Genomic DNA, 20,144 nt, shown 5'->3' with positions numbered 1-20,144 from the left:
AGACAGTTCGTCATGCGCAATCCACATCGTGACATTTATGGCTGGAATGCGCCGATGAAAATAGCCGGGTCCACCCGAGTCTCATTGAGGCTGATATTCCAATGCAAGTGCGGCCCAGTCGCGCGGCCGGTCGAACCGACTTTCCCCACCACTTCCCCTCGGGCCAGTTGCTGGCCAACTTTTACGTCAATCTTCGACATGTGGCAGAACATGCTGATAAAACCCTGGCCGTGGTCAACGAATACGGTGTTGCCGTTGAAGAAGTAGTCGCCTGTCAGGATCACTGTGCCGCCGGCGGGGGTCTTGATCGGGGTACCGGTTGGCACGGCGAAATCCAGTCCTGCATGGGGATTGCGTTCTTCGCCGTTGAAGAACCGGCGTACGCCGAACTTGCTCGATAGTGGTCCGTTAACGGGTTTGTCCAACAACAGGTTGCTGGGGGTATTGGGACTGAAACTTCGGTAGGCACCCAGTTGCAAAGGGATTTCTTGATCAATGCGTTTCTGATCGTCCGGGTTCGGATTGACCTGGCGCTTGTTCTTCAGCGTAATGTGCTGTTCGGGGTACTTCTTGCTACCGACGTTGAACGCCAGGTTGCGATCGCCGCTGCTGATCTGCTGACTGCCGGGTTTGACGGTCAGGGGGACGCCGACAATCGCAAGCCAGTCGTCCTGCTCCTTGACCACCAGCACGGCTTTGCCCTGGTAACTGACTTTTGGTGCTTGTGCTGACGGGCCCAGATTGACCACCGCAACTCCACCGGGCACTGGTTTGTTCAGCAGGCGGGTGATGTAACTGTCGGCGTGGGCATTGAACGTCAGGCATAGCAGAAACAGGACGCTGAGAAAACGCGGCATAGATTAATCCAGTAAAGAAAGGGTGACAGGCGTCAGGTGATTGTCTTCGACCCGCACTTGCAGTTCGCCTTCGCCCAACTTGGCCTTGAGACGCTGGCCGTTATGGGTTTGCGCAGCGTTGCGGATCGCGTTGCCGCGCTCGTCCAGCAAGATGCTGTAGCCACGGCCGAGGGTCGCCAACGGGCTGACCACATGCAGTGTCTGCATCTGGCTGTGCAATTGCAGGCGACGGTTCTTCAGCCCTTCGCGAATGGCGCGCGGTAAGCGCTCGGCCAGGCTGTCGAGGCGCTGGCGAAGCATTGCCAGTTGCCGGCCGGGATGTTGTGCGGCCAGACGGGTTTCCAGGCGGATCAAGCGTTCGCGACGGGTGTTGAGGCTGCGCTCGAACGCGCGGCGCATGCGCATGTCCAGGTCATCCAGGCGTTGTGCTTGCTGGCGCAGGCGCTCGCCGGGATGACGCAGGCGCCGGGAAATGCCTTCCAGGCGCAGTCGATCGCGCATCAAGCGGTCACGCATGCGCATCACTAGCCGTCGGTGCAGGCTTTCGACCCGACGCACCAGATCGCCGGAGTCCGGTGCCAGCAATTCGGCGGCAGCGGAAGGGGTGGGCGCGCGAACGTCGGCCACGAAGTCGCTGATCGACACGTCGGTTTCATGGCCGACCGCGCTGACAATCGGCGTCACGCAAGCGTCTACGGCGCGGGCCACGGCCTCTTCGTTGAAGCACCAGAGATCTTCCAGCGAACCGCCGCCACGGGCCAGGATCAGTGCGTCGAAACCACGGGCATCCGCCAGCTTCAGGGCGCGGACGATCTGCGCGGTGGCTTCGCGGCCCTGTACGGCGGTGGGGATCAGGGTCAACTGCACCTGCGGTGCGCGACGGCGGAACACGCTGATGATGTCGCGGATCACCGCCCCGGTGGGCGAACTGATGATGCCGATGCGTTGCGGGTGCGCCGGTAGCGGGACCTTGCGCTCGGCACTGAACAGGCCTTCGGCGCTGAGTTTTTCCTTGAGTGCGTCGAAGGCCAGGCGCAAGGCGCCATCACCGGCCGGCTCCACAGTATCGAGGATCAGTTGATAATCACCGCGCCCTTCGAACAGCGAGACTTTGCCGCGCACCTTGACCGCGAGCCCGTCCTTCAGTGCCTGGCGAACCCGTGCCGCGTTCTGCCGGAACAGTGCGCAACGGACCTGGGCGCCGCTGTCCTTGAGGGTGAAGTACACATGGCCCGAAGCCGGACGGGCGAGGTTGGAGATTTCACCTTCGACCCAGATGTTGCTGAACACGTCTTCGAGCAACACCCGCGCGCGGCCATTGAGCTGGCTGACGGTCAGGACCTCACGGTCCAGGCCGAGTCTTGAAAAGGGATCTTTAATCATGGGGCGCAGTTTAAAGGCATTTTCCAACTGAATGCACGATCCCTTGTAGGAGCTGCCGAAGGCTCGGTCCGCGCTCGGGCGATCTTTTGATCTTGATTTGTATTTCGGCGTAACTGAAACGGTAAGATCAAAAGATCGCAGCCTGCGGCAGCTCCTACAGGGATTGGATGAAATGTTGGTTGATTTGTTGGGTCAATGGAGTTTTGGCGCGGTGGACTGGCTGGTGATCGCATCGGGCATCGCCCTGGCCTACATCGTGTTCGGCATCGCCGGTTTCGGCACCGCGCTGGTGGCGGGGCCGATTCTGATTCTGTTCATGCCGCTGTCGAAGATCGTGCCGTTGCTGGTGCTGCTCGATTTTGTCGCGGCATTCGGCAATCTGTTGCCTTCGCGGCGTGATGTCGCCAGGCCGGAGCTGTTGCGGTTACTGCCCTGCATGGCGGTGGGGTGCACGCTGGGGGTGATTTTCCTGCTGAACCTCAAGTCCGATCTGTTGCTGTTGTTGATGGGGCTGTTTATCAGCGCCTATGCGATTTACAGCCTGTGGATCAAAACCCGCCCGACGCAATTGTCTGCCGTATGGGCGCTGCCGATGGGGACGGTGGGCGGAATGTTTGGCGCGTTGTTTGGCAGCGGCGGCTTTCTCTATGCGATCTATTTGAACAGCCGTTTGCCCAAGGAGGCGGCCCGGGCCACCCAGAGTGCGCTGATCAGTTGCAGTACGGTGGTGCGTTTGAGCCTGTTTGCCATCGCCGGTGTGTATGCCGATCTGCCCTTGCTGGCGCTGGCGGTTTGTCTGTTGCCGGCCATGGTGCTGGGGCTGTGGTTCGGTCGAAGGCTGACCATGCGCTTGTCCCGCGAGGCGTTCATACGCCTGGTGACGTGGCTGGTACTTGCCAGCGGGATCGCGTTGATCGGGCGCTATCTCAGTACCTGAAGATTCAACCTGTGGCGGGGAGCTTTTTGTGGGAGCGAGCTCCCACCACAAGCTGTTCAGTCGTTGTACTGGCTCAACAACCGCTCAAGCCGTGCACTGAGTCGGCGTTTGATTTCGGTTTCGATATGCGGAGCGAAGTCGTCGATCACGTCTTGCATGATCAGCTCCGCGGCAGCGCGCAATTCGCTGTCCAGGTGCAGCAAGTCGTCCGGCTTCTTGCTGGCGACTGGCGTCGCTGCTGGTTCTACGGCGGGAGCAGCAGGTGTTGGTTCGACAGGTGGCGAAGGCTCGCTCACGGCGTCGAACAACATCGGAATCTGTTCCTGGTCGCCGTCCTCGACCGTGTCGGTCAGCAGGGGCGGTTGCAGGTTGTCATCGCCGAGCAATTGGCGGATCGACTCAAGGTCGTCCAGCAGGTGCGCGGACTGTTGCAGCGGTTTTGGAGTGTCCATTGGAAGGCTCAGAGTCGCTGTAAACGGTGATCTTGCAGAGGATAGCCCTGTTCGCGGTAGAAACGGAAACTCTCCCGCGCGGCCGCTCTGATCGTTGGATCCTCCACCACCACTTCCGCCACTCTGGCGAACCTGTTGGCGAAGGCCGGGACTTTCAGGTCGAGATTGACCAGCAAATCCTGATGCTGACCGCAGTCATCGCCCACCCCCAAAACAATCAAGCCGTCAGGTTCGCTGTCGGCAGGGCCATGGGGCACGAAGCTTTCGCCCTTGAACGTCCACAGCCGCGCATCGAGATCGTCACGCTGGGCTGCGTCGCTGCAATGCAGGTAGATGCGGTGGCCCATGCGCCAGGCTTTTTCGGTGAGCTTGCAGGCGAAATCCAGGCGTGCCGAAGGATCGGCGCTGGGCAGGATATAGAAGTCGACTTTGGTCATTGCGGTTCCAGAGCGGCAAACGGCGTCACCGGAAAGTGACGCCGCCGCCCATCATCGGTTTCAGGCTTTGGCGCGGTCCAGCAGGTACTGGGTCAGCAGGGGAACCGGACGGCCAGTGGCGCCCTTGTCCTTGCCGCCGCTGGTCCAGGCGGTGCCGGCGATGTCCAGGTGCGCCCAGTTCAGGTTCTTGGTGAAGCGCGACAGGAAGCAGGCCGCGGTGATGGTGCCGGCTTTCGGGCCGCCAATGTTGGCGATGTCGGCAAATGGACTGTCAAGCTGTTCCTGGTATTCATCGAACAGCGGCAGTTGCCAGGCGCGGTCGTCGGCAGCCTTGCCAGCGCTCAGCAGTTGGCCGATCAGTTCGTCGTTGTTGCCCAGCAGGCCCGACGTGTGGGAACCCAGCGCGACCACGCAGGCGCCGGTCAGGGTGGCGATGTCGATGACCGCTTGCGGCTTGAAACGCTCGGAGTAGGTCAGTGCATCGCACAGCACCAGACGGCCTTCGGCGTCGGTGTTGAGGATTTCCACGGTCTGGCCGCTCATGGTGGTGACGATGTCGCCCGGGCGCGAAGCGTTGCCGCTCGGCATGTTTTCGGCGCAGGCCAGGATGCACACCAGGTTGATCGGCAGCTTCAGCTCAAGCACGGCACGCAGGGTACCGAACACGCTGGCGGCGCCGCCCATGTCGTACTTCATTTCATCCATGCCGGCGCCCGGCTTGAGGCTGATGCCACCGGTGTCGAAGGTGATGCCTTTGCCGACCAGCGCATACGGCTTCTCGGATTTCTTGCCGCCGTTGTACTGCATGACGATCAGGCGCGGCGGCTGGGCGCTGCCCTGGCCGACGGCGTAGAACGAGCCCATGCCCAGGGCCTTGATCTTCTTCTCGTCGAGGACTTCGACTTTCAGGTCCTTGAATTCTTTGCCCAGGTCTTTCGCCTGCTCACCGAGGAAGGTCGGGTGGCAGATGTTCGGCGGCAGGTTGCCCAGGTTGCGGGTGAAAGCCATGCCGTTGGCGATGGCAGTGGCGTGGGCCACGGCGCGCTGCACTTCAGCTTGAGCCGCCTTGATGGTCAGCAGGGTGATTTTCTTCAGGGCGCGGGGTTCGGCTTTCTGGCTCTTGAACTGGTCGAACTGGTATTCGCCATCGATCAGGGTTTCCGCCAGCAGACGGGTCTTGCCGTAGCTGTCGCGACCCTTGACCACGATTTCGTCCAGGGCCAGCACCGCATCACTGCCGCCCAGGCCTTTCAGGGTGTTGAGGATGCCGGCGATGATTTTGCGGAACGGGCGGTCACCCAACTCGTCGTCCTTGCCAACGCCCACCAGCAGCACACGCTCGGCCTTGAGGTTCGGCAGGCTGTGCAGCAACAGGCTCTGGCCAACCTTGCCGGCCAGGTCGCCGCGCTTGAGCACTGCGCTGATTGCGCCACCGCTCAATTCGTCGAGTTGTCTGGCCACCACACCGAGCTTGCGGCCTTCGCCAACGGAAACCACCAGCGTGGCGGTCTTCAACGTTTCCGGGTTGACGCTTTTTACAACCAGTTCCATGTCCGGGTCCCTGAATTGATGGTTAGCACGCAAGCGCCCGACACCGTATGTGCGTCACTTGCCTGCATTTAAATAGAAAGCAAAAGAAAGGCGCCGGGATCGACCGGCGACAAAGGCCGCAGTTTGAACCTCGCTACCGGCGGCTGACAACCCTCGGTTGTACGATTGTGGGAGCGAGCCTGCTCGCGAAGAACCTGAGAGCGCCGCGGGGTTTCAGGCTTCCCGCGTAATCGTTGACGACCATCGCGAGCGAGCTCGCTCCTACACCCGCCAATGCATTGCGCAGTGACAGGTGCACCCAATCACAGGATAATGCGCCATCTTTTTTCGGCGGCTCTGCCTTGCGGGCTGTCCGATACGTTTGCTTGTTTGGCCGCCTTAGCCTGACAACCCTGGAGTGTCTGGTTTGATCGTCTTCCGTTATCTATCCCGCGAAGTCCTGTTGACCTTGAGCGCCGTCAGCGCCGTGCTGCTGGTCATCATCATGAGCGGTCGCTTCATCAAATACCTCGCCCAGGCGGCCTCGGGGCTGCTGGATCCGGGGTCGCTGTTCCTGATCATGGGCTTTCGTCTGCCGGGCTTCCTCCAGCTGATCCTGCCGTTGGGGCTGTTTCTCGGGATCCTGTTGTCCTACGGGCGCCTGTACCTCGAAAGTGAAATGACCGTGCTCTCGGCCACCGGCATGAGCCAGCAGCGGCTGGTTTGGATGACAATGTTTCCGGCCACCCTGGTTGCACTGATCGTGGCGTGGCTGAGCCTGAGTCTGGCGCCACAGGGGGCCAACCAGTTTCAACTGCTGCTGAACAAGCAGGATGCCCTGACCGAATTCGATACCCTGGAGCCGGGGCGCTTCCAGGCCCTGCGTGACGGTACCCGGGTCACCTATACTGAGCGCATGACGGATGACCGCGTCAATCTCGGCGGTGTGTTCATCTCGCAAAAGAACGTCAGTTCCAACAACAAGGATCGCGGAATTTCTGTCCTGGTGGCAGAGAAGGGGCGTCAGGAAATTCGCCCGGACGGCAACCGCTACCTGATCCTTGATAACGGCTATCGCTATGACGGTAATCCGGGGCAGGCCGACTACCGGGTGATCAAGTACGACGAGTACGGTGTGCTGCTGCCAAAGCCGGACGTCAGCGACGAAGTCACCGACCGTGATGCGATGCCGACCAGTAAGTTGATCGGCAGTGAAGACATTCGCCTGCGCGCCGAGTTGCAATGGCGCATGTCACTGCCATTGCTGGTGTTCATCGTGACCTTGATGGCGGTGCCGCTGTCGCGGGTCAACCCGCGCCAGGGCCGATTCCTCAAATTACTGCCGGCGATTCTTCTTTATATGCTTTACCTGACCATTTTGATTGCCGCTCGCGGTGCCCTCGACAAGGGCAAGATCCCGGCGGTACTGGGCTTGTGGTGGGTGCACGGGATTTTCCTGGCCATTGGCCTGGGCTTGCTTTATTGGGAGCCCCTGCGTTTGAAGAGGGCGAGTCGCCGCAGCGCGCTGGAGGTGGCCCGTGGTTAAGCTGGATCGCTACATTGGTAGCAGTGTGTTGATTGCGATTCTGGCGGTGCTCGGGATCATTCTTGGTCTGGCGACACTGTTTGCCTTCATCGACGAGATGAGTGAAGTCAACGATACCTACACCCTGGTCGATGTTCTGAGTTATGTGACGCTGACCGCGCCGCGCCGGATGTACGAAATGATGCCGATGGCCGCGCTGATCGGTTGCCTGATCGGTCTGGGCAGCCTGGCCAGCAACAGTGAACTGACCATCATGCGTGCCGCTGGTGTGTCGATCGGCCGAATCGTCTGGGCGGTCATGAAACCGATGCTGCTATTGATGCTCGCCGGTGTGCTGGTCGGCGAGTACATCGCGCCGCCTGCCGAAACCACCGCACAGGCCAATCGCTCGCTGGCCCAGGGCAGTGGCGATGCACAAAGCGCCAAGCACGGCTTGTGGCACCGCCAGGGCGATGAATTCATTCACGTCAACTCGGTGCAACCCAACGGCATCCTGTATGGCGTGACCCGTTATCGCTTCGACAACGAACGGCACATGCTGTCGGCGAGCTTCGCCAAGCGTGCCGAGTTCGACACCGATCACTGGCAGTTGACGGACGTCACGACCACGCTGTTCCACGAGCGCAGCACCGAAGTGGTTTCGACCCCGGACGAGCGCTGGGAAGTCGCATTGAGCCCGCAGTTGCTGAACACCGTGGTCATGGTGCCGGAGTCACTGTCGATCAGCGGTCTGTGGGGCTACATCCACTACCTGGCAGATCAGGGGCTGAACAATGGCCGCTACTGGCTGGCATTTTGGGTCAAGGTCTTGCAGCCGTTGGTCACTGCCGCGTTGGTGCTGATGGCCATTTCCTTCATTTTCGGTCCATTGCGTTCGGTAACTCTCGGCCAGCGTGTGTTCACCGGTGTGCTGGTGGGCTTCACCTTCCGTATCGTCCAGGATTTGCTGGGGCCTTCCAGTCTGGTATTCGGCTTCCCACCGTTGCTTTCGGTGCTACTGCCGGCGGGTGTTTGCGCTGTGGCGGGGCTCTGGTTGTTGCGTCGAGCAGGCTGATAGCGGGCATTTTTCGACCGCTTTGACGATAGAAACGCCCTTGTCGCAAGACCGGGGCGTTTTTGTAGGCACCGTCTGACCTGCGAACGTGACGCTTGCGCCGTGGATCAGGTACAATTCCCGGCTATTTTTCGGCGGGCTATGCCTGCAGCCTTTTTGAGTGTTGATCCGTGAGTGATTTGAGTCATATCCGCAATTTCTCCATCATCGCCCACATTGACCATGGCAAGTCGACGCTGGCCGATCGCTTCATCCAGATGTGTGGCGGCCTCGCCGAGCGCGAAATGGAAGCCCAGGTCCTGGACTCCATGGACCTTGAGCGTGAACGCGGGATCACCATCAAGGCGCACAGCGTCACCCTGTATTACAAGGCTCGCGACGGTATCAACTACCAGCTGAACTTCATTGATACCCCCGGCCACGTTGACTTCACCTATGAGGTGAGCCGTTCGCTGGCCGCCTGTGAAGGCGCGCTACTGGTGGTCGATGCCGGTCAAGGCGTTGAAGCTCAGTCGGTTGCCAACTGCTACACGGCGATCGAACAGGGCCTGGAAGTGATGCCGGTGCTGAACAAGATCGACCTGCCACAGGCCGATCCGGACCGCGTCAAGGAAGAAATCGAAAAAATCATCGGCATCGATGCCACCGACGCGGTCACTTGCTCTGCCAAGACCGGCCTGGGCGTCGACGAAGTGCTCGAGCGCCTGGTCGCCACCATTCCTGCACCGACCGGCAACTACGAAGATCCGCTGCAAGCGTTGATCATCGACTCCTGGTTCGACAACTACCTGGGCGTTGTTTCCCTGGTACGCGTGCGCCACGGTCGTGTGAAGAAGGGCGACAAGATCCTGGTCAAGTCCACCGGCAAGATCCACCTGGTGGACAGCGTCGGTGTATTCAACCCGAAGCACACCCCTACCGCTGACCTCAAGGCCGGTGAAGTGGGCTTCATCATCGCCAGCATCAAGGATATTCACGGTGCGCCAGTGGGCGACACCCTGACCTTGAGTTCGACGCCGGACGTTGATGTACTGCCAGGCTTCAAACGTATTCAGCCGCAGGTCTATGCCGGTCTGTTCCCGGTCAGCTCCGACGACTTCGAAGACTTCCGCGAGGCGCTGCAAAAGCTCACCCTGAACGACTCGTCGCTGCAATACACGCCGGAAAGCTCCGACGCACTGGGCTTCGGCTTCCGTTGCGGCTTCCTCGGTATGCTGCACATGGAAATCATCCAGGAGCGCCTGGAGCGCGAGTACAACCTGGACCTGATCACCACGGCGCCGACGGTAATCTTCGAGCTGCTGCTCAAGACCGGCGAGACGATCTACGTCGATAACCCGTCGAAGCTGCCGGATCTGTCTTCCATCGAAGACATGCGCGAGCCGATCGTGCGCGCCAATATTCTTGTGCCGCAAGAGCACCTGGGCAACGTCATTACCCTGTGCATCGAAAAACGTGGTGTGCAGGTCGACATGCTGTTCCTCGGCTCCCAGGTACAAGTGACCTACGACCTGCCGATGAACGAAGTGGTGCTGGACTTCTTCGACCGCCTGAAATCCACCAGCCGCGGCTATGCTTCGCTGGACTACCATTTCGATCGTTATCAATCGGCTAGTCTGGTGAAACTGGACGTGCTGATCAACGGTGACAAGGTCGATGCCCTGGCGCTGATCGTGCACCGTGACAACTCGCACTACAAAGGTCGCCAGTTGACCGAGAAAATGAAGGAACTGATTCCGCGGCAGATGTTCGACGTGGCAATCCAGGCCGCCATTGGCGGGCAGATTGTGGCGCGGACAACCGTCAAGGCGCTCAGAAAGAACGTATTGGCCAAATGCTACGGTGGTGACGTCAGCCGTAAGAAGAAGCTGCTGGAAAAGCAAAAGGCCGGTAAAAAACGCATGAAGCAAGTCGGCAACGTGGAAATTCCACAGGAAGCCTTCCTTGCAGTGCTCAGGTTGGATAGTTAGGTCCTATGTCACTAAATTTCCCGCTGTTGCTGGTCATCGCCGTATTCGTCTGCGGTCTTTTGGCGTTGCTCGATCTGTTGTTCCTGGCGCCACGGCGCCGGTCTGCCATCAATGCCTATCAGGGCAGTGTGAGCCAGCTTGATGGGGCAGTGGTCGAGAAACTGAGCAAGGAACCGCTGCTGGTTGAATACGGCAAGTCGTTCTTCCCGGTGTTGTTCATCGTGCTGGTGCTGCGTTCGTTCCTGGTGGAACCGTTCCAGATTCCTTCCGGTTCGATGAAGCCAACCCTGGATGTCGGCGACTTCATCCTGGTGAGCAAGTTTTCCTACGGGATCCGCTTGCCGGTGATCGACAAGAAAGTCATCGAAGTCGGTGATCCGCAGCGCGGCGATGTAATGGTATTCCGCTACCCGAGCGACCCGAACGTCAACTACATCAAGCGTGTAGTTGGTTTGCCGGGCGACACGGTTCGCTACACCGCCGACAAGCGCCTGTTCGTCAACGGTCAATCGATTGCCGAGCAACTGGTCGGCGCCGAGCCGGGCACGCTGGGCAGCGCTGAGCTCTACAAGGAAAAACTCGGTGCGGCCGAGCACATGATCCGCAAGGAAATGAGCCGCTACCGCGCCATGCCGGACCATTCGTGGACCGTGCCGGCCGGGCACTACTTCATGATGGGCGATAACCGCGACAACTCGAACGACAGTCGCTACTGGGATGATCCAAGCATTCCCAAGGATCTGCTGGGCATGGTTCCCGACAAGAATATCGTCGGCAAGGCCTTCGCGGTCTGGATGAGCTGGCCGGAACCCAAACTCAGCCACCTGCCGAATTTCTCGCGGGTTGGCCTGATCAAGTAATCAGACACGGCGCTGTTGAACACAGCGCCGAATGCATTTCTGGAACCGGCACAATGGGCGCCAGACGCATGAAAACAATGATATTCAGGATGTTATTTTTGAACACAGCGTTAATTGTCCCAAGCCTGCGCCGCCTCACGGCGATGGCGGTGGAATCCAGCCACGAACTCAGCGTGGGTAAACCGTGAGCGTCTCCTTAAGCCGTCTAGAGCGTCAGCTCGGCTACACCTTCAAGGATCAGGAGCTGATGGTCCTGGCCCTGACTCACCGCAGCTTTGCCGGGCGTAACAACGAACGCCTGGAATTCCTCGGTGACGCCATCCTCAACTTCGTCGCTGGCGAGGCGCTGTTCGAGCGCTTCCCGCTGGCCCGCGAAGGCCAGTTGTCGCGTTTGCGCGCGCGCCTGGTCAAAGGTGAGACCCTGGCCGTTCTGGCCCGTGGTTTCGATTTGGGCGAATACCTGCGCCTGGGTTCGGGCGAGCTGAAAAGCGGCGGTTTCCGTCGCGAGTCGATTCTGGCCGATGCACTGGAAGCGCTGATCGGTGCGATCTACCTCGATGCCGGTATGGAAATGGCCCGTGAGCGTGTGCTCGCCTGGCTGGCCGGCGAGTTCGAAGGTTTGACGCTGGTCGACACCAACAAAGATCCAAAGACCCGCCTGCAAGAGTTCCTGCAGTCCCGGGGTTGTGAGCTGCCGCGTTACGAAGTGGTGGATATCCAGGGTGAGCCGCATTGCCGGACGTTCTTCGTCGAATGCGAAATCATCTTACTGAATGAAAAAAGCCGAGGTCAGGGTGTGAGTCGTCGTATTGCCGAACAGGTAGCGGCCGCCGCAGCACTGATTGCCCTGGGTGTGGAGAATGGCAATGACTGATACAAATGCAACTCGCTGTGGCTATGTTGCCATCGTCGGCCGTCCGAACGTGGGCAAGTCCACGCTGCTGAACCACATCCTGGGTCAGAAGCTGGCGATCACCTCGCGCAAACCGCAAACCACTCGTCACAACATGCTCGGCATCAAGACCGAGGGCGACGTGCAGGCGATCTACGTCGACACCCCTGGCATGCACAAGGGCGGCGAAAAGGCTCTGAACCGCTACATGAACAAGACCGCTTCGGCGGCGTTGAAAGACGTCGACGTGGTGATCTTCGTGGTCGACCGCACCAAATGGACCGAAGAGGACCAGATGGTTCTCGAGCGCGTCCAGTACGTGACCGGCCCGCTGATCGTAGCGCTGAACAAGACCGATCGCATCGAAGACAAAGCCGAGCTGATGCCGCACCTGAGCTGGTTGCAGGAACAGTTGCCGAATGCGCAGATCATCCCGATTTCCGCGCAGCACGGGCACAACCTCGATGCACTGGAACGCGTGATTGCCGAGCACCTGCCGGAAAACGATCACTTCTTCCCGGAAGACCAGATCACCGACCGCAGCAGCCGCTTCCTCGCCGCCGAGCTGGTGCGCGAGAAAATCATGCGCCAGATGGGCGCCGAGCTGCCGTACCAGATCACCGTCGAAATCGAAGAGTTCAAGCAGCAGGGCAAGACCCTGCATATCCATGCCTTGATCCTCGTCGAGCGTGACGGCCAGAAGAAAATCATCATTGGCGACAAGGGCGAGCGCATCAAGCGTATCGGCACCGAAGCGCGCAAGGACATGGAGCTGCTGTTCGACTCCAAGATCATGCTCAACCTGTGGGTCAAGGTTAAGGGCGGCTGGTCCGATGACGAGCGTGCGTTGCGTTCGTTGGGTTATGGCGACCTGTAATACTCCGAAAGACCCCCTGTAGGAGCGAGCTTGCTCGCGATGGACTTGAGAGCGCCGCGTTCATTCAGAAAGCCCGCGTTATCGTTATCCACCATCGCGAGCAAGCTCGCTCCTACAGTATGTGAGACTTGATGTCCTCAACTCCGCCCATCGCCCAACCCGCCTACGTCCTGCACTCCCGCGCCTACCGTGAAAACAGTGCTCTGGTGGATTTCCTGACGCCGCAAGGCCGGCTGCGGGCGGTGTTGCGCAGCGCGCGGGGCAAGGCCGGGACGTTGGCGCGGCCATTCGTGCCGCTGGAAGTGGAGTTCCGGGGCAAGGGTGAGCTGAAGAATGTCGGGCGCATGGAAAGTGCCGGCGTTTCCACCTGGCTCAATGGCGAGGCGCTGTTCAGCGGTCTTTACCTCAATGAACTGCTGATTCGTCTGCTGCCCGCCGAAGATCCGCACCCCGCCGTGTTCGATCATTACGCCGCCACTTTGCTCGCCTTGGCCGAGGGCCGCGCGCTGGAGCCGTTGCTGCGTTCCTTCGAGTGGCGCCTGCTCGATGACCTCGGATACGGATTCTCACTGACCACGGATATCCACAGTGATGCCATCGCCCCCGACGGCCTCTATCGTTTGCAAGTGGATGCGGGGCTTGAACGTGTCTACCTGCTGCAACCCGGTCTGTTCAATGGCACTGAACTGCTGGCCATGGCCGAAGCCGACTGGAGCGCACCGGGTGCTTTATCGGCAGCCAAGCGCCTGATGCGCCAAGCGCTGGCCGTTCACTTGGGCGGTCGACCGTTGGTTTCCCGAGAGTTGTTTCGAAAGCCGTAAATTCCCCGTGTATGCTGTGCACCGAACTTTCTCTTCTTCTGGAGCGCTTTCCGTGACCACCAGCACCCGCATTCTTCTTGGCGTGAACATCGACCACGTTGCCACCCTGCGTCAGGCCCGGGGCACCCGTTACCCGGACCCGGTCAAGGCAGCACTGGACGCGGAAGAGGCGGGCGCTGACGGCATCACCGTGCACCTGCGCGAAGACCGCCGGCACATTCAGGAGCGCGACGTTCTGCTGCTCAAGGACGTGCTGCAAACCCGCATGAACTTCGAAATGGGTGTCACCGAAGAAATGATGCAGTTCGCCGAGCGCATCCGCCCAGCGCACATTTGCCTGGTGCCGGAAACCCGTCAGGAACTGACCACCGAAGGTGGCCTGGACGTGGCGGGGCAGGAAGCGCGGATCAAGGCGGCGGTCGAGCGCCTGTCGAAGCTCGGCTCCGAGGTGTCGCTGTTCATCGATGCCGATGAGTGCCAGATCGAAGCCTCCCGCCGTGTCGGCGCGCCTGCCATCGAACTGCACACCGGGCGTTATGCCGATGCCGAGACGCCGACTGAAGTCGCCGAAGAACTCAAACGTGTGGCCGATGGCGTGGCCTTCGGCCTGGCCCAGGGCCTGATCGTCAATGCCGGCCATGGCCTGCACTATCACAACGTTGAAGCCGTGGCGGCGATCAAGGGTATCAACGAGCTGAACATCGGCCATGCGCTGGTGGCCCATGCGCTGTTCGTTGGCTTCAAGTCGGCTGTTTCGGAGATGAAGGCGCTGATTCTGGCGGCTGCCCGGTAGGAGCGAGCTTGCTCGCGAAAAACCTAAGGGCGCCGCGGGGCATCAGGTTTTTCGCGTTATCGTTGACGACCATCGCGAGCAAGCTCGCTCCTACAACGGCGCAGGCTCCTGCGCCGGCTTGGTCTTGTCGATCCCCGGAACAAGCAGTTTGCCCTCGGCGACCTGGTCGCCTTCAAGCTGCGGCTGCGTGACCCAGGTCAGGATGTCGTAGTAGCGACGGATGTTCGCCACGAAATGCACCGGTTCGCCGCCACGGGCGTAGCCGTAACGGGTTTTGCTGTACCACTTCTTTTCCGACAGGCGCGGCAGGATCTTCTTCACATCCAGCCATTTGTCCGGGTTCAGCCCTTCCTTGGCCGCCAGTTTGCGTGCGTCATCCAGGTGGCCGCTGCCGATGTTGTAGGCCGCCAGGGCAAACCAGGTACGGTCCGGTTCCTGAATCGAACCGTCGAGCTGGTCTTTCATGTAGGCCAGGTACTTGGCGCCGCCCATGATGCTCTGCCTGGGGTCCAGGCGGTTGGACACGCCCATGGCCTGCGCGGTGTTCTGGGTCAGCATCATCAGGCCGCGCACGCCGGTCTTGGACGTGACGGCCGGTTGCCACAACGACTCCTGGTATCCGATGGCCGCCAGCAGGCGCCAGTCGACTTTCTCTTTCTTGGCGTACGACTTGAAGTGCTGTTCGTACTTGGGCAGGCGTTGCTGCAAGTGTTGGGCAAACGTGGTGGCGCCCATGTAGCCGAGGACGTCGACATGCCCGTAGTAACGATCCTTGAGGCGTTGCAGGGTGCCGTTTTTCTTGACCTCGTCGAGGTACTCGTTGATTTCGTTGAGCAGGCTGTTGTCGTCGCCCGGCGCGACGGCCCAGCTCTGGTTGCTGGCGTCACCAAGGTCGAAGGCGACACGGATGTTGGTGAAGTACACCTGGTTCATCGCTACTTCGTTGGAGTCGACCAGGGTCAGGTCGATCTGTCCTTCGTCCACCATGCGCAGGAGATCGACGACCTCGACTGCGTCAGACTCTTCGTATTCGATGCCGGGAAATTTCTGTTTCAGCTGCGCCAGTTGTTCGGCATGGGTGCTGCCCTTGAGCACCATGATCTTCTTGCCCACCAGATCCTTTGCGTCGGTCGGCCGTGACTGGCCGTTGCGGTAGATGATCTGCGGGGTGACTTCAAGATAGGAGTGGGAGAAGCGCACCTGCTTCTTGCGCTCTTCGCTGCTGACCAGGCCGGCAGCCGCCAGCACCGGGCCATTGGGCTTGCCGACCTGGTTGAACAGGTCATCGAGGTTGTCGGCCGTCTCGATCTTGAGCTCGACCCCCAGATCGTCGGCGAAGCGCTTCACCAGCTCGTATTCGAAGCCGGTTTCACCGTTGCGATCCTGAAAGTAGGTGGCGGGGCTGTTTCGGGTAACCACCCGCAGCACACCATCCTCCTTTACGCGCTCGAGCGTGTTGGGTTTATCAACACAGCCACCGAGCATCAGGAAGAGTCCGGTTGCGATCAGCCATTTGGCGTACCGCGGACGCAAAGCCGTTGGGAAAAACATCTGCGCAGTATACGCAAAGGACCACGGGCGCCATATCTCGACAGTGAGGGGGTTGTCTGCTAGAGATCACAAAAACGGCTGAACCCCCCCAGAAATGGGCCTTGCCTGCATTTTTTCGCAGTAAAAATAAGCTGTTGTCACACACCCGGTTAACCTGACTTTAGAGGCAGAAACACAGATCGAGACCCGAGTGCAACCGTGCGTAGCGTTTCGGGTGCTGTCGCGGGCTGTTTAGGCTAGAATGCACGGCCTCAAAGCACACCCCTTCCCGAGGCTGTCCCGAAGATGTTGATCCTGCGCGGCGCTCCTGCCCTTTCTGCCTTTCGCCACAGCAAACTCCTTGAGCAACTGAGCCAGAAGGTTCCGGCTGTCAGTGGCCTGTATGCTGAATTCGCTCACTTCGCCGAAGTTACCGGCGTCCTGACCGGCGACGAACAGCAGGTGCTTGCGCGCCTTCTGAAGTACGGTCCAAGCGTTCCGGTACAAGAACCGACCGGTCGTCTGTTTCTGGTGCTGCCGCGTTTTGGCACCATCTCGCCATGGTCGAGCAAGGCCAGTGACATCGCTCGCAACTGTGGCCTGGCGAAAATCCAGCGCCTGGAGCGCGGCATCGCGTTCTATGTGGCCGGCCAGTTCAGCGACGCTGAAGCTCGGTTGATCGCCGACGGTCTGCACGACCGCATGACCCAGATCGTCCTGGGCAACCTCGAACAGGCCGCCGGTCTGTTCAGCCACGCCGAACCGAAACCCCTGACCGCCATCGACGTGCTGGGTGGCGGCCGCGCCGCGCTGGAAAAAGCCAACACCGAGCTGGGCCTGGCCCTGGCCGAAGACGAGATCGACTATCTGGTCAATGCCTTCGTCGGCTTGAAGCGCAACCCGCACGACATCGAACTGATGATGTTCGCCCAGGCGAACTCCGAGCACTGCCGTCACAAGATCTTCAACGCCAGTTGGGACATCGACGGCCAGAGCCAGGAAAAAAGCCTGTTCGGCATGATCAAGAACACCTACGTGATGCACAGCGAAGGTGTCCTGTCTGCTTATAAGGACAACGCTTCGGTGATCGTCGGCTCCGTGGCCGGTCGTTTCTTCCCGGACCCTGAGACCCGCCAGTACGGCGCGGTGCAGGAGCCGGTGCACATCCTGATGAAGGTTGAAACCCACAACCACCCGACCGCGATTGCCCCGTTCCCGGGCGCATCCACCGGTTCCGGCGGCGAGATCCGCGACGAAGGCGCGACCGGCCGTGGCGCCAAGCCAAAGGCTGGCCTGACCGGTTTCACCGTGTCCAACCTGCAGATCCCGGGCTTCGAACAGCCGTGGGAAGTGCCGTACGGCAAGCCTGAGCGCATCGTTACCGCGCTGGACATCATGATCGAAGGCCCGCTGGGCGGCGCTGCGTTCAACAACGAATTCGGTCGTCCGGCCCTGACCGGCTACTTCCGTACCTTCGAACAGTCGATCACCACCCCGCACGGTGACGAAGTTCGCGGTTACCACAAGCCGATCATGCTGGCTGGCGGCATGGGCAACATCCGTGAAGAACACGTCAAGAAAGGCGAGATCCTGGTCGGCTCCAAGCTGATCGTGCTCGGCGGCCCGGCGATGCTGATCGGCCTGGGCGGCGGCGCGGCTTCCTCCATGGCCACCGGCACCAGCTCGGCAGACCTGGACTTCGCTTCGGTACAGCGCGAAAACCCGGAAATGGAACGTCGCTGCCAGGAAGTCATCGACCGTTGCTGGCAACTGGGCGACAAGAACCCGATCAGCTTCATCCACGACGTGGGTGCGGGCGGTCTGTCCAACGCCTTCCCGGAGCTGGTCAACGACGGCGACCGTGGTGGCCGTTTCGAACTGCGCAACATTCCAAACGACGAGCCGGGCATGGCCCCGCACGAAATCTGGTCCAACGAATCCCAGGAACGTTACGTCCTGGCCGTCGGCCCGGCTGACTTCGAGCGCTTCAAGGCGATCTGCGAACGCGAGCGTTGCCCGTTCGCCGTAGTCGGCGAAGCCACTGCCGAGCCGCAACTGACGGTCACCGACAGCCACTTCGGCAACAGCCCGGTGGACATGCCGCTGGAAGTGTTGCTGGGCAAAGCCCCGCGCATGCACCGTTCGGTGGTTCGTGAAAACGAACTGGGCGATGATTTCGATCCGTCGACCCTCGACATCGCCAACTGCGTCGAGCGCGTCCTGCATCACCCGGCCGTGGCGAGCAAGAGCTTCCTGATCACCATCGGCGACCGCACCATCACCGGCCTCGTGGCCCGTGACCAGATGGTCGGCCCGTGGCAGGTGCCGGTGGCCGACGTTGCCGTCACCGCCACCAGCTTCGACGTCTACACCGGTGAAGCCATGGCCATGGGCGAGCGTACTCCGCTGGCACTGCTGGACGCTCCGGCGTCGGGCCGCATGGCCATCGGCGAAACCCTGACCAACATCGCCGCTTCGCGCATCGGCAAGATCTCCGACATCAAGTTGTCGGCGAACTGGATGTCCGCTGCCGGTCACCCGGGTGAAGATGCGCGCCTGTACGACACCGTGAAAGCGGTCGGCATGGAACTGTGCCCTGAGTTGGGCATCACCATTCCAGTGGGCAAGGACTCGATGTCCATGGCCACGCGCTGGAACGATGAAGGCGTGGACAAGTCCGTCACTTCGCCTATGTCCCTGATCGTGACCGGTTTCGCGCCAGTGACTGACATCCGTCAGACCCTGACCCCGCAACTGCGCATGGACAAGGGCACCACCGACCTGATCCTGATCGACCTGGGCCGCGGCCAGAACCGCATGGGCGCCTCGATCCTCGCGCAGGTTCACGGCAAGCTCGGCAAGCAGGCTCCGGACGTCGATGACGCCGAAGACCTGAAAGCCTTCTTCGCCGTGATCCAGGGCCTCAACGCCGACGGCCACCTGCTCGCTTACCACGACCGTTCCGACGGTGGTCTGTTGACCAGCGTTGTCGAGATGGCGTTCGCCGGTCACTGCGGCCTGAGCCTGAACCTCGACGGTCTGGCAGAAACCTCCGCCGACATCGCCGCCATCCTGTTCAACGAAGAACTGGGCGCCGTGATTCAGGTTCGCCAGGACGCTACGCCGGACATCCTTGCGCAGTTCAGCGCTGCCGGCCTGGGTGACTGCGTGTCGGTGATCGGTCAGCCGATGAACAACGGCGAGATCAGCATCACCTTCAACGGCGAAACCGTGTTCGAAGGCCAGCGTCGTCTGCTGCAGCGTCAGTGGGCCGAGACCAGCTACCAGATCCAGCGTCTGCGCGACAACGCCGACTGCGCCGAGCAAGAGTTCGACGTGCTGCTGGAAGAAGACAACCCGGGCCTGAGCGTCAAGCTGAGCTACGACATCAACCAGGACATCGCCGCGCCTTACATCAAGAAAGGCATTCGTCCACAGGTTGCCGTACTGCGTGAGCAGGGCGTCAACGGTCAGGTGGAAATGGCGGCTGCGTTCGACCGCGCCGGTTTCAACGCGATCGACGTGCACATGAGCGACATTCTGGCCGGCCGTGTCGACCTGAACGAGTTCAAGGGCATGGTCGCTTGCGGTGGCTTCTCTTACGGCGACGTACTGGGTGCCGGTGAAGGCTGGGCAAAATCGGCGCTGTTCAACAGCCGTGCCCGCGATGCGTTCCAGGGCTTCTTCGAACGCAACGACAGCTTCACCCTCGGCGTGTGCAACGGTTGCCAGATGATGTCCAACCTGCACGAGCTGATCCCGGGCAGCGAGTTCTGGCCGCACTTCGTGCGCAACCGTTCCGAGCAGTTCGAAGCCCGTGTTGCCATGGTGCAGATCCAGGAGTCGAACTCGATCTTCCTGCAGGGCATGGCCGGTTCGCGCATGCCGATCGCCATTGCCCACGGTGAAGGCCATGCCGAGTTCGCCAGCGAAGAAGCACTGCTGGAAGCCGATCTGTCCGGTTGTGTGGCGATGCGTTTCGTCGACAACCACGGCAAGGTCACCGAAAGCTACCCGGCCAACCCGAACGGCTCGCCGCGCGGGATCACCGGTTTGACCAGCCGCGACGGTCGCGTGACCATCATGATGCCGCACCCGGAGCGTGTATTCCGTGCCGTGCAGAACTCCTGGCGTTCGGATGACTGGAACGAAGATGCACCGCTGATGCGCATGTTCCGTAATGCTCGCGTGTGGGTTAACTAAGC

At 60.6% G+C, this 20,144-nt stretch carries 16 protein-coding genes and 1 pseudogene; 10 read left to right on the top strand and 7 right to left on the bottom strand.

From position 1 onward, the window contains the following. Positions 1-35: 35 nt before the first annotated feature. Positions 36-857: a peptidoglycan DD-metalloendopeptidase family protein gene (locus AC1DKH_RS19915; protein ID WP_477799041.1), complete on the bottom strand. Its 822-nt coding sequence runs from the start codon at positions 855-857 to the stop codon at positions 36-38. A 3-nt stretch (positions 858-860) separates the two neighbouring features. Beyond that, positions 861-2,240, bottom strand: coding sequence for an exodeoxyribonuclease VII large subunit (xseA, locus tag AC1DKH_RS19910; protein WP_477799040.1), 1,380 nt, complete (start codon positions 2,238-2,240; stop codon positions 861-863). A 172-nt stretch (positions 2,241-2,412) separates the two neighbouring features. Here xseA and AC1DKH_RS19905 point away from each other — a divergent pair, with 172 nt between their 5' ends. Further along, positions 2,413-3,177, top strand: coding sequence for a sulfite exporter TauE/SafE family protein (locus AC1DKH_RS19905; protein WP_477799039.1), 765 nt, complete (start codon positions 2,413-2,415; stop codon positions 3,175-3,177). A 56-nt stretch (positions 3,178-3,233) separates the two neighbouring features. On the opposite strand, the gene AC1DKH_RS19900 is transcribed toward AC1DKH_RS19905, so the two are convergent. The 4 genes and pseudogenes from AC1DKH_RS19900 to AC1DKH_RS19885 form a co-directional block, all read right to left on the bottom strand. Then, on the bottom strand, positions 3,234-3,629 hold the full coding sequence (locus AC1DKH_RS19900) for a DNA polymerase III subunit chi (protein ID WP_477753524.1): 396 nt from the start codon (positions 3,627-3,629) through the stop codon (positions 3,234-3,236). Positions 3,630-3,637: 8 nt separating this feature from the next. After that, a complete protein-coding gene (locus tag AC1DKH_RS19895; RefSeq protein ID WP_477753523.1) occupies positions 3,638-4,066 on the bottom strand; it encodes a DNA polymerase III subunit chi in 429 nt (142 codons plus the stop codon). Between the two features lie 60 nt (positions 4,067-4,126). Then, on the bottom strand, positions 4,127-5,617 hold the full coding sequence (locus AC1DKH_RS19890) for a leucyl aminopeptidase (RefSeq protein WP_477799038.1): 1,491 nt from the start codon (positions 5,615-5,617) through the stop codon (positions 4,127-4,129). Positions 5,618-5,780: 163 nt separating this feature from the next. Beyond that, positions 5,781-5,861 (bottom strand): annotated as a pseudogene (locus AC1DKH_RS19885) (outer membrane lipoprotein carrier protein LolA); the annotation flags it as partial. Between the two features lie 162 nt (positions 5,862-6,023). Here AC1DKH_RS19885 and lptF point away from each other — a divergent pair. The 8 genes from lptF to pdxJ all read left to right on the top strand — a co-directional run bounded on the left by lptF (position 6,024) and on the right by pdxJ (position 14,409). Beyond that, positions 6,024-7,142 carry an LPS export ABC transporter permease LptF gene (gene lptF / locus AC1DKH_RS19880; protein WP_477799037.1) on the top strand — a complete coding sequence of 373 codons (1,119 nt, stop codon included), beginning with the start codon at positions 6,024-6,026 and terminating at the stop codon, positions 7,140-7,142. After that, a complete protein-coding gene (lptG, locus tag AC1DKH_RS19875; RefSeq protein ID WP_477799036.1) occupies positions 7,135-8,196 on the top strand; it encodes an LPS export ABC transporter permease LptG in 1,062 nt (353 codons plus the stop codon). The genes lptF and lptG overlap by 8 nt, the downstream gene beginning before the upstream one ends. 170 nt (positions 8,197-8,366) lie before the next feature. Next, complete coding sequence (gene lepA, locus AC1DKH_RS19870; RefSeq protein WP_223458623.1) at positions 8,367-10,166, top strand: translation elongation factor 4; 1,800 nt, start codon at positions 8,367-8,369, stop codon at positions 10,164-10,166. 5 nt (positions 10,167-10,171) lie between these two features. After that, positions 10,172-11,026 (top strand): signal peptidase I, encoded by an 855-nt coding sequence (gene lepB / locus AC1DKH_RS19865; protein WP_477763304.1) that lies wholly within the window; start codon positions 10,172-10,174, stop codon positions 11,024-11,026. A gap of 184 nt (positions 11,027-11,210) precedes the next feature. After that, a complete protein-coding gene (gene rnc / locus AC1DKH_RS19860; RefSeq protein ID WP_008053221.1) occupies positions 11,211-11,900 on the top strand; it encodes a ribonuclease III in 690 nt (229 codons plus the stop codon). Then, positions 11,893-12,795, top strand: coding sequence for a GTPase Era (era, locus tag AC1DKH_RS19855; protein ID WP_007973959.1), 903 nt, complete (start codon positions 11,893-11,895; stop codon positions 12,793-12,795). The genes rnc and era overlap by 8 nt, the downstream gene beginning before the upstream one ends. Positions 12,796-12,926: 131 nt before the next feature. After that, the gene (gene recO / locus AC1DKH_RS19850) at positions 12,927-13,616 is read left to right on the top strand and encodes a DNA repair protein RecO (RefSeq protein ID WP_477799035.1); all 690 of its coding nucleotides are present in this window, start codon (positions 12,927-12,929) and stop codon (positions 13,614-13,616) included. Positions 13,617-13,668: 52 nt separating this feature from the next. Continuing rightward, on the top strand, positions 13,669-14,409 hold the full coding sequence (pdxJ, locus tag AC1DKH_RS19845; protein ID WP_477799034.1) for a pyridoxine 5'-phosphate synthase: 741 nt from the start codon (positions 13,669-13,671) through the stop codon (positions 14,407-14,409). Positions 14,410-14,499: 90 nt separating this feature from the next. On the opposite strand, the gene mltF is transcribed toward pdxJ, so the two are convergent. Then, entirely contained in the window at positions 14,500-15,960 is a 1,461-nt protein-coding gene (gene mltF, locus AC1DKH_RS19840) for a membrane-bound lytic murein transglycosylase MltF (RefSeq protein WP_477753515.1), read from the bottom strand. 285 nt (positions 15,961-16,245) lie between these two features. Here mltF and purL point away from each other — a divergent pair, with 285 nt between their 5' ends. Next, complete coding sequence (gene purL / locus AC1DKH_RS19835; RefSeq protein WP_477763306.1) at positions 16,246-20,142, top strand: phosphoribosylformylglycinamidine synthase; 3,897 nt, start codon at positions 16,246-16,248, stop codon at positions 20,140-20,142. The last annotated feature ends 2 nt before the right edge of the window (positions 20,143-20,144 follow it).

Source organism: Pseudomonas sp. 05L36 (assembly GCF_056398125.1).
The sequence above is the reverse complement of the archived record's forward strand: the minus strand, read 5'-3'. Positions and strand labels throughout refer to the sequence as shown.

Excerpts from the sequence above, each read along its gene's own strand:
- AC1DKH_RS19915 (WP_477799041.1), bottom strand. The coding sequence starts at position 857 with ATGCCGCGTTTTCTCAGCGTCCTGTTTCTGCTATGCCTGACGTTCAAT.
- xseA (WP_477799040.1), bottom strand. The coding sequence starts at position 2,240 with ATGATTAAAGATCCCTTTTCAAGACTCGGCCTGGACCGTGAGGTCCTG.
- AC1DKH_RS19905 (WP_477799039.1), top strand. The coding sequence starts at position 2,413 with ATGTTGGTTGATTTGTTGGGTCAATGGAGTTTTGGCGCGGTGGACTGG.
- AC1DKH_RS19900 (WP_477753524.1), bottom strand. The coding sequence starts at position 3,629 with ATGGACACTCCAAAACCGCTGCAACAGTCCGCGCACCTGCTGGACGAC.
- AC1DKH_RS19895 (WP_477753523.1), bottom strand. The coding sequence starts at position 4,066 with ATGACCAAAGTCGACTTCTATATCCTGCCCAGCGCCGATCCTTCGGCA.
- AC1DKH_RS19890 (WP_477799038.1), bottom strand. The coding sequence starts at position 5,617 with ATGGAACTGGTTGTAAAAAGCGTCAACCCGGAAACGTTGAAGACCGCC.
- lepB (WP_477763304.1), top strand. The coding sequence starts at position 10,172 with ATGTCACTAAATTTCCCGCTGTTGCTGGTCATCGCCGTATTCGTCTGC.
- era (WP_007973959.1), top strand. The coding sequence starts at position 11,893 with ATGACTGATACAAATGCAACTCGCTGTGGCTATGTTGCCATCGTCGGC.
- recO (WP_477799035.1), top strand. The coding sequence starts at position 12,927 with ATGTCCTCAACTCCGCCCATCGCCCAACCCGCCTACGTCCTGCACTCC.
- mltF (WP_477753515.1), bottom strand. The coding sequence starts at position 15,960 with ATGTTTTTCCCAACGGCTTTGCGTCCGCGGTACGCCAAATGGCTGATC.
- purL (WP_477763306.1), top strand. The coding sequence starts at position 16,246 with ATGTTGATCCTGCGCGGCGCTCCTGCCCTTTCTGCCTTTCGCCACAGC.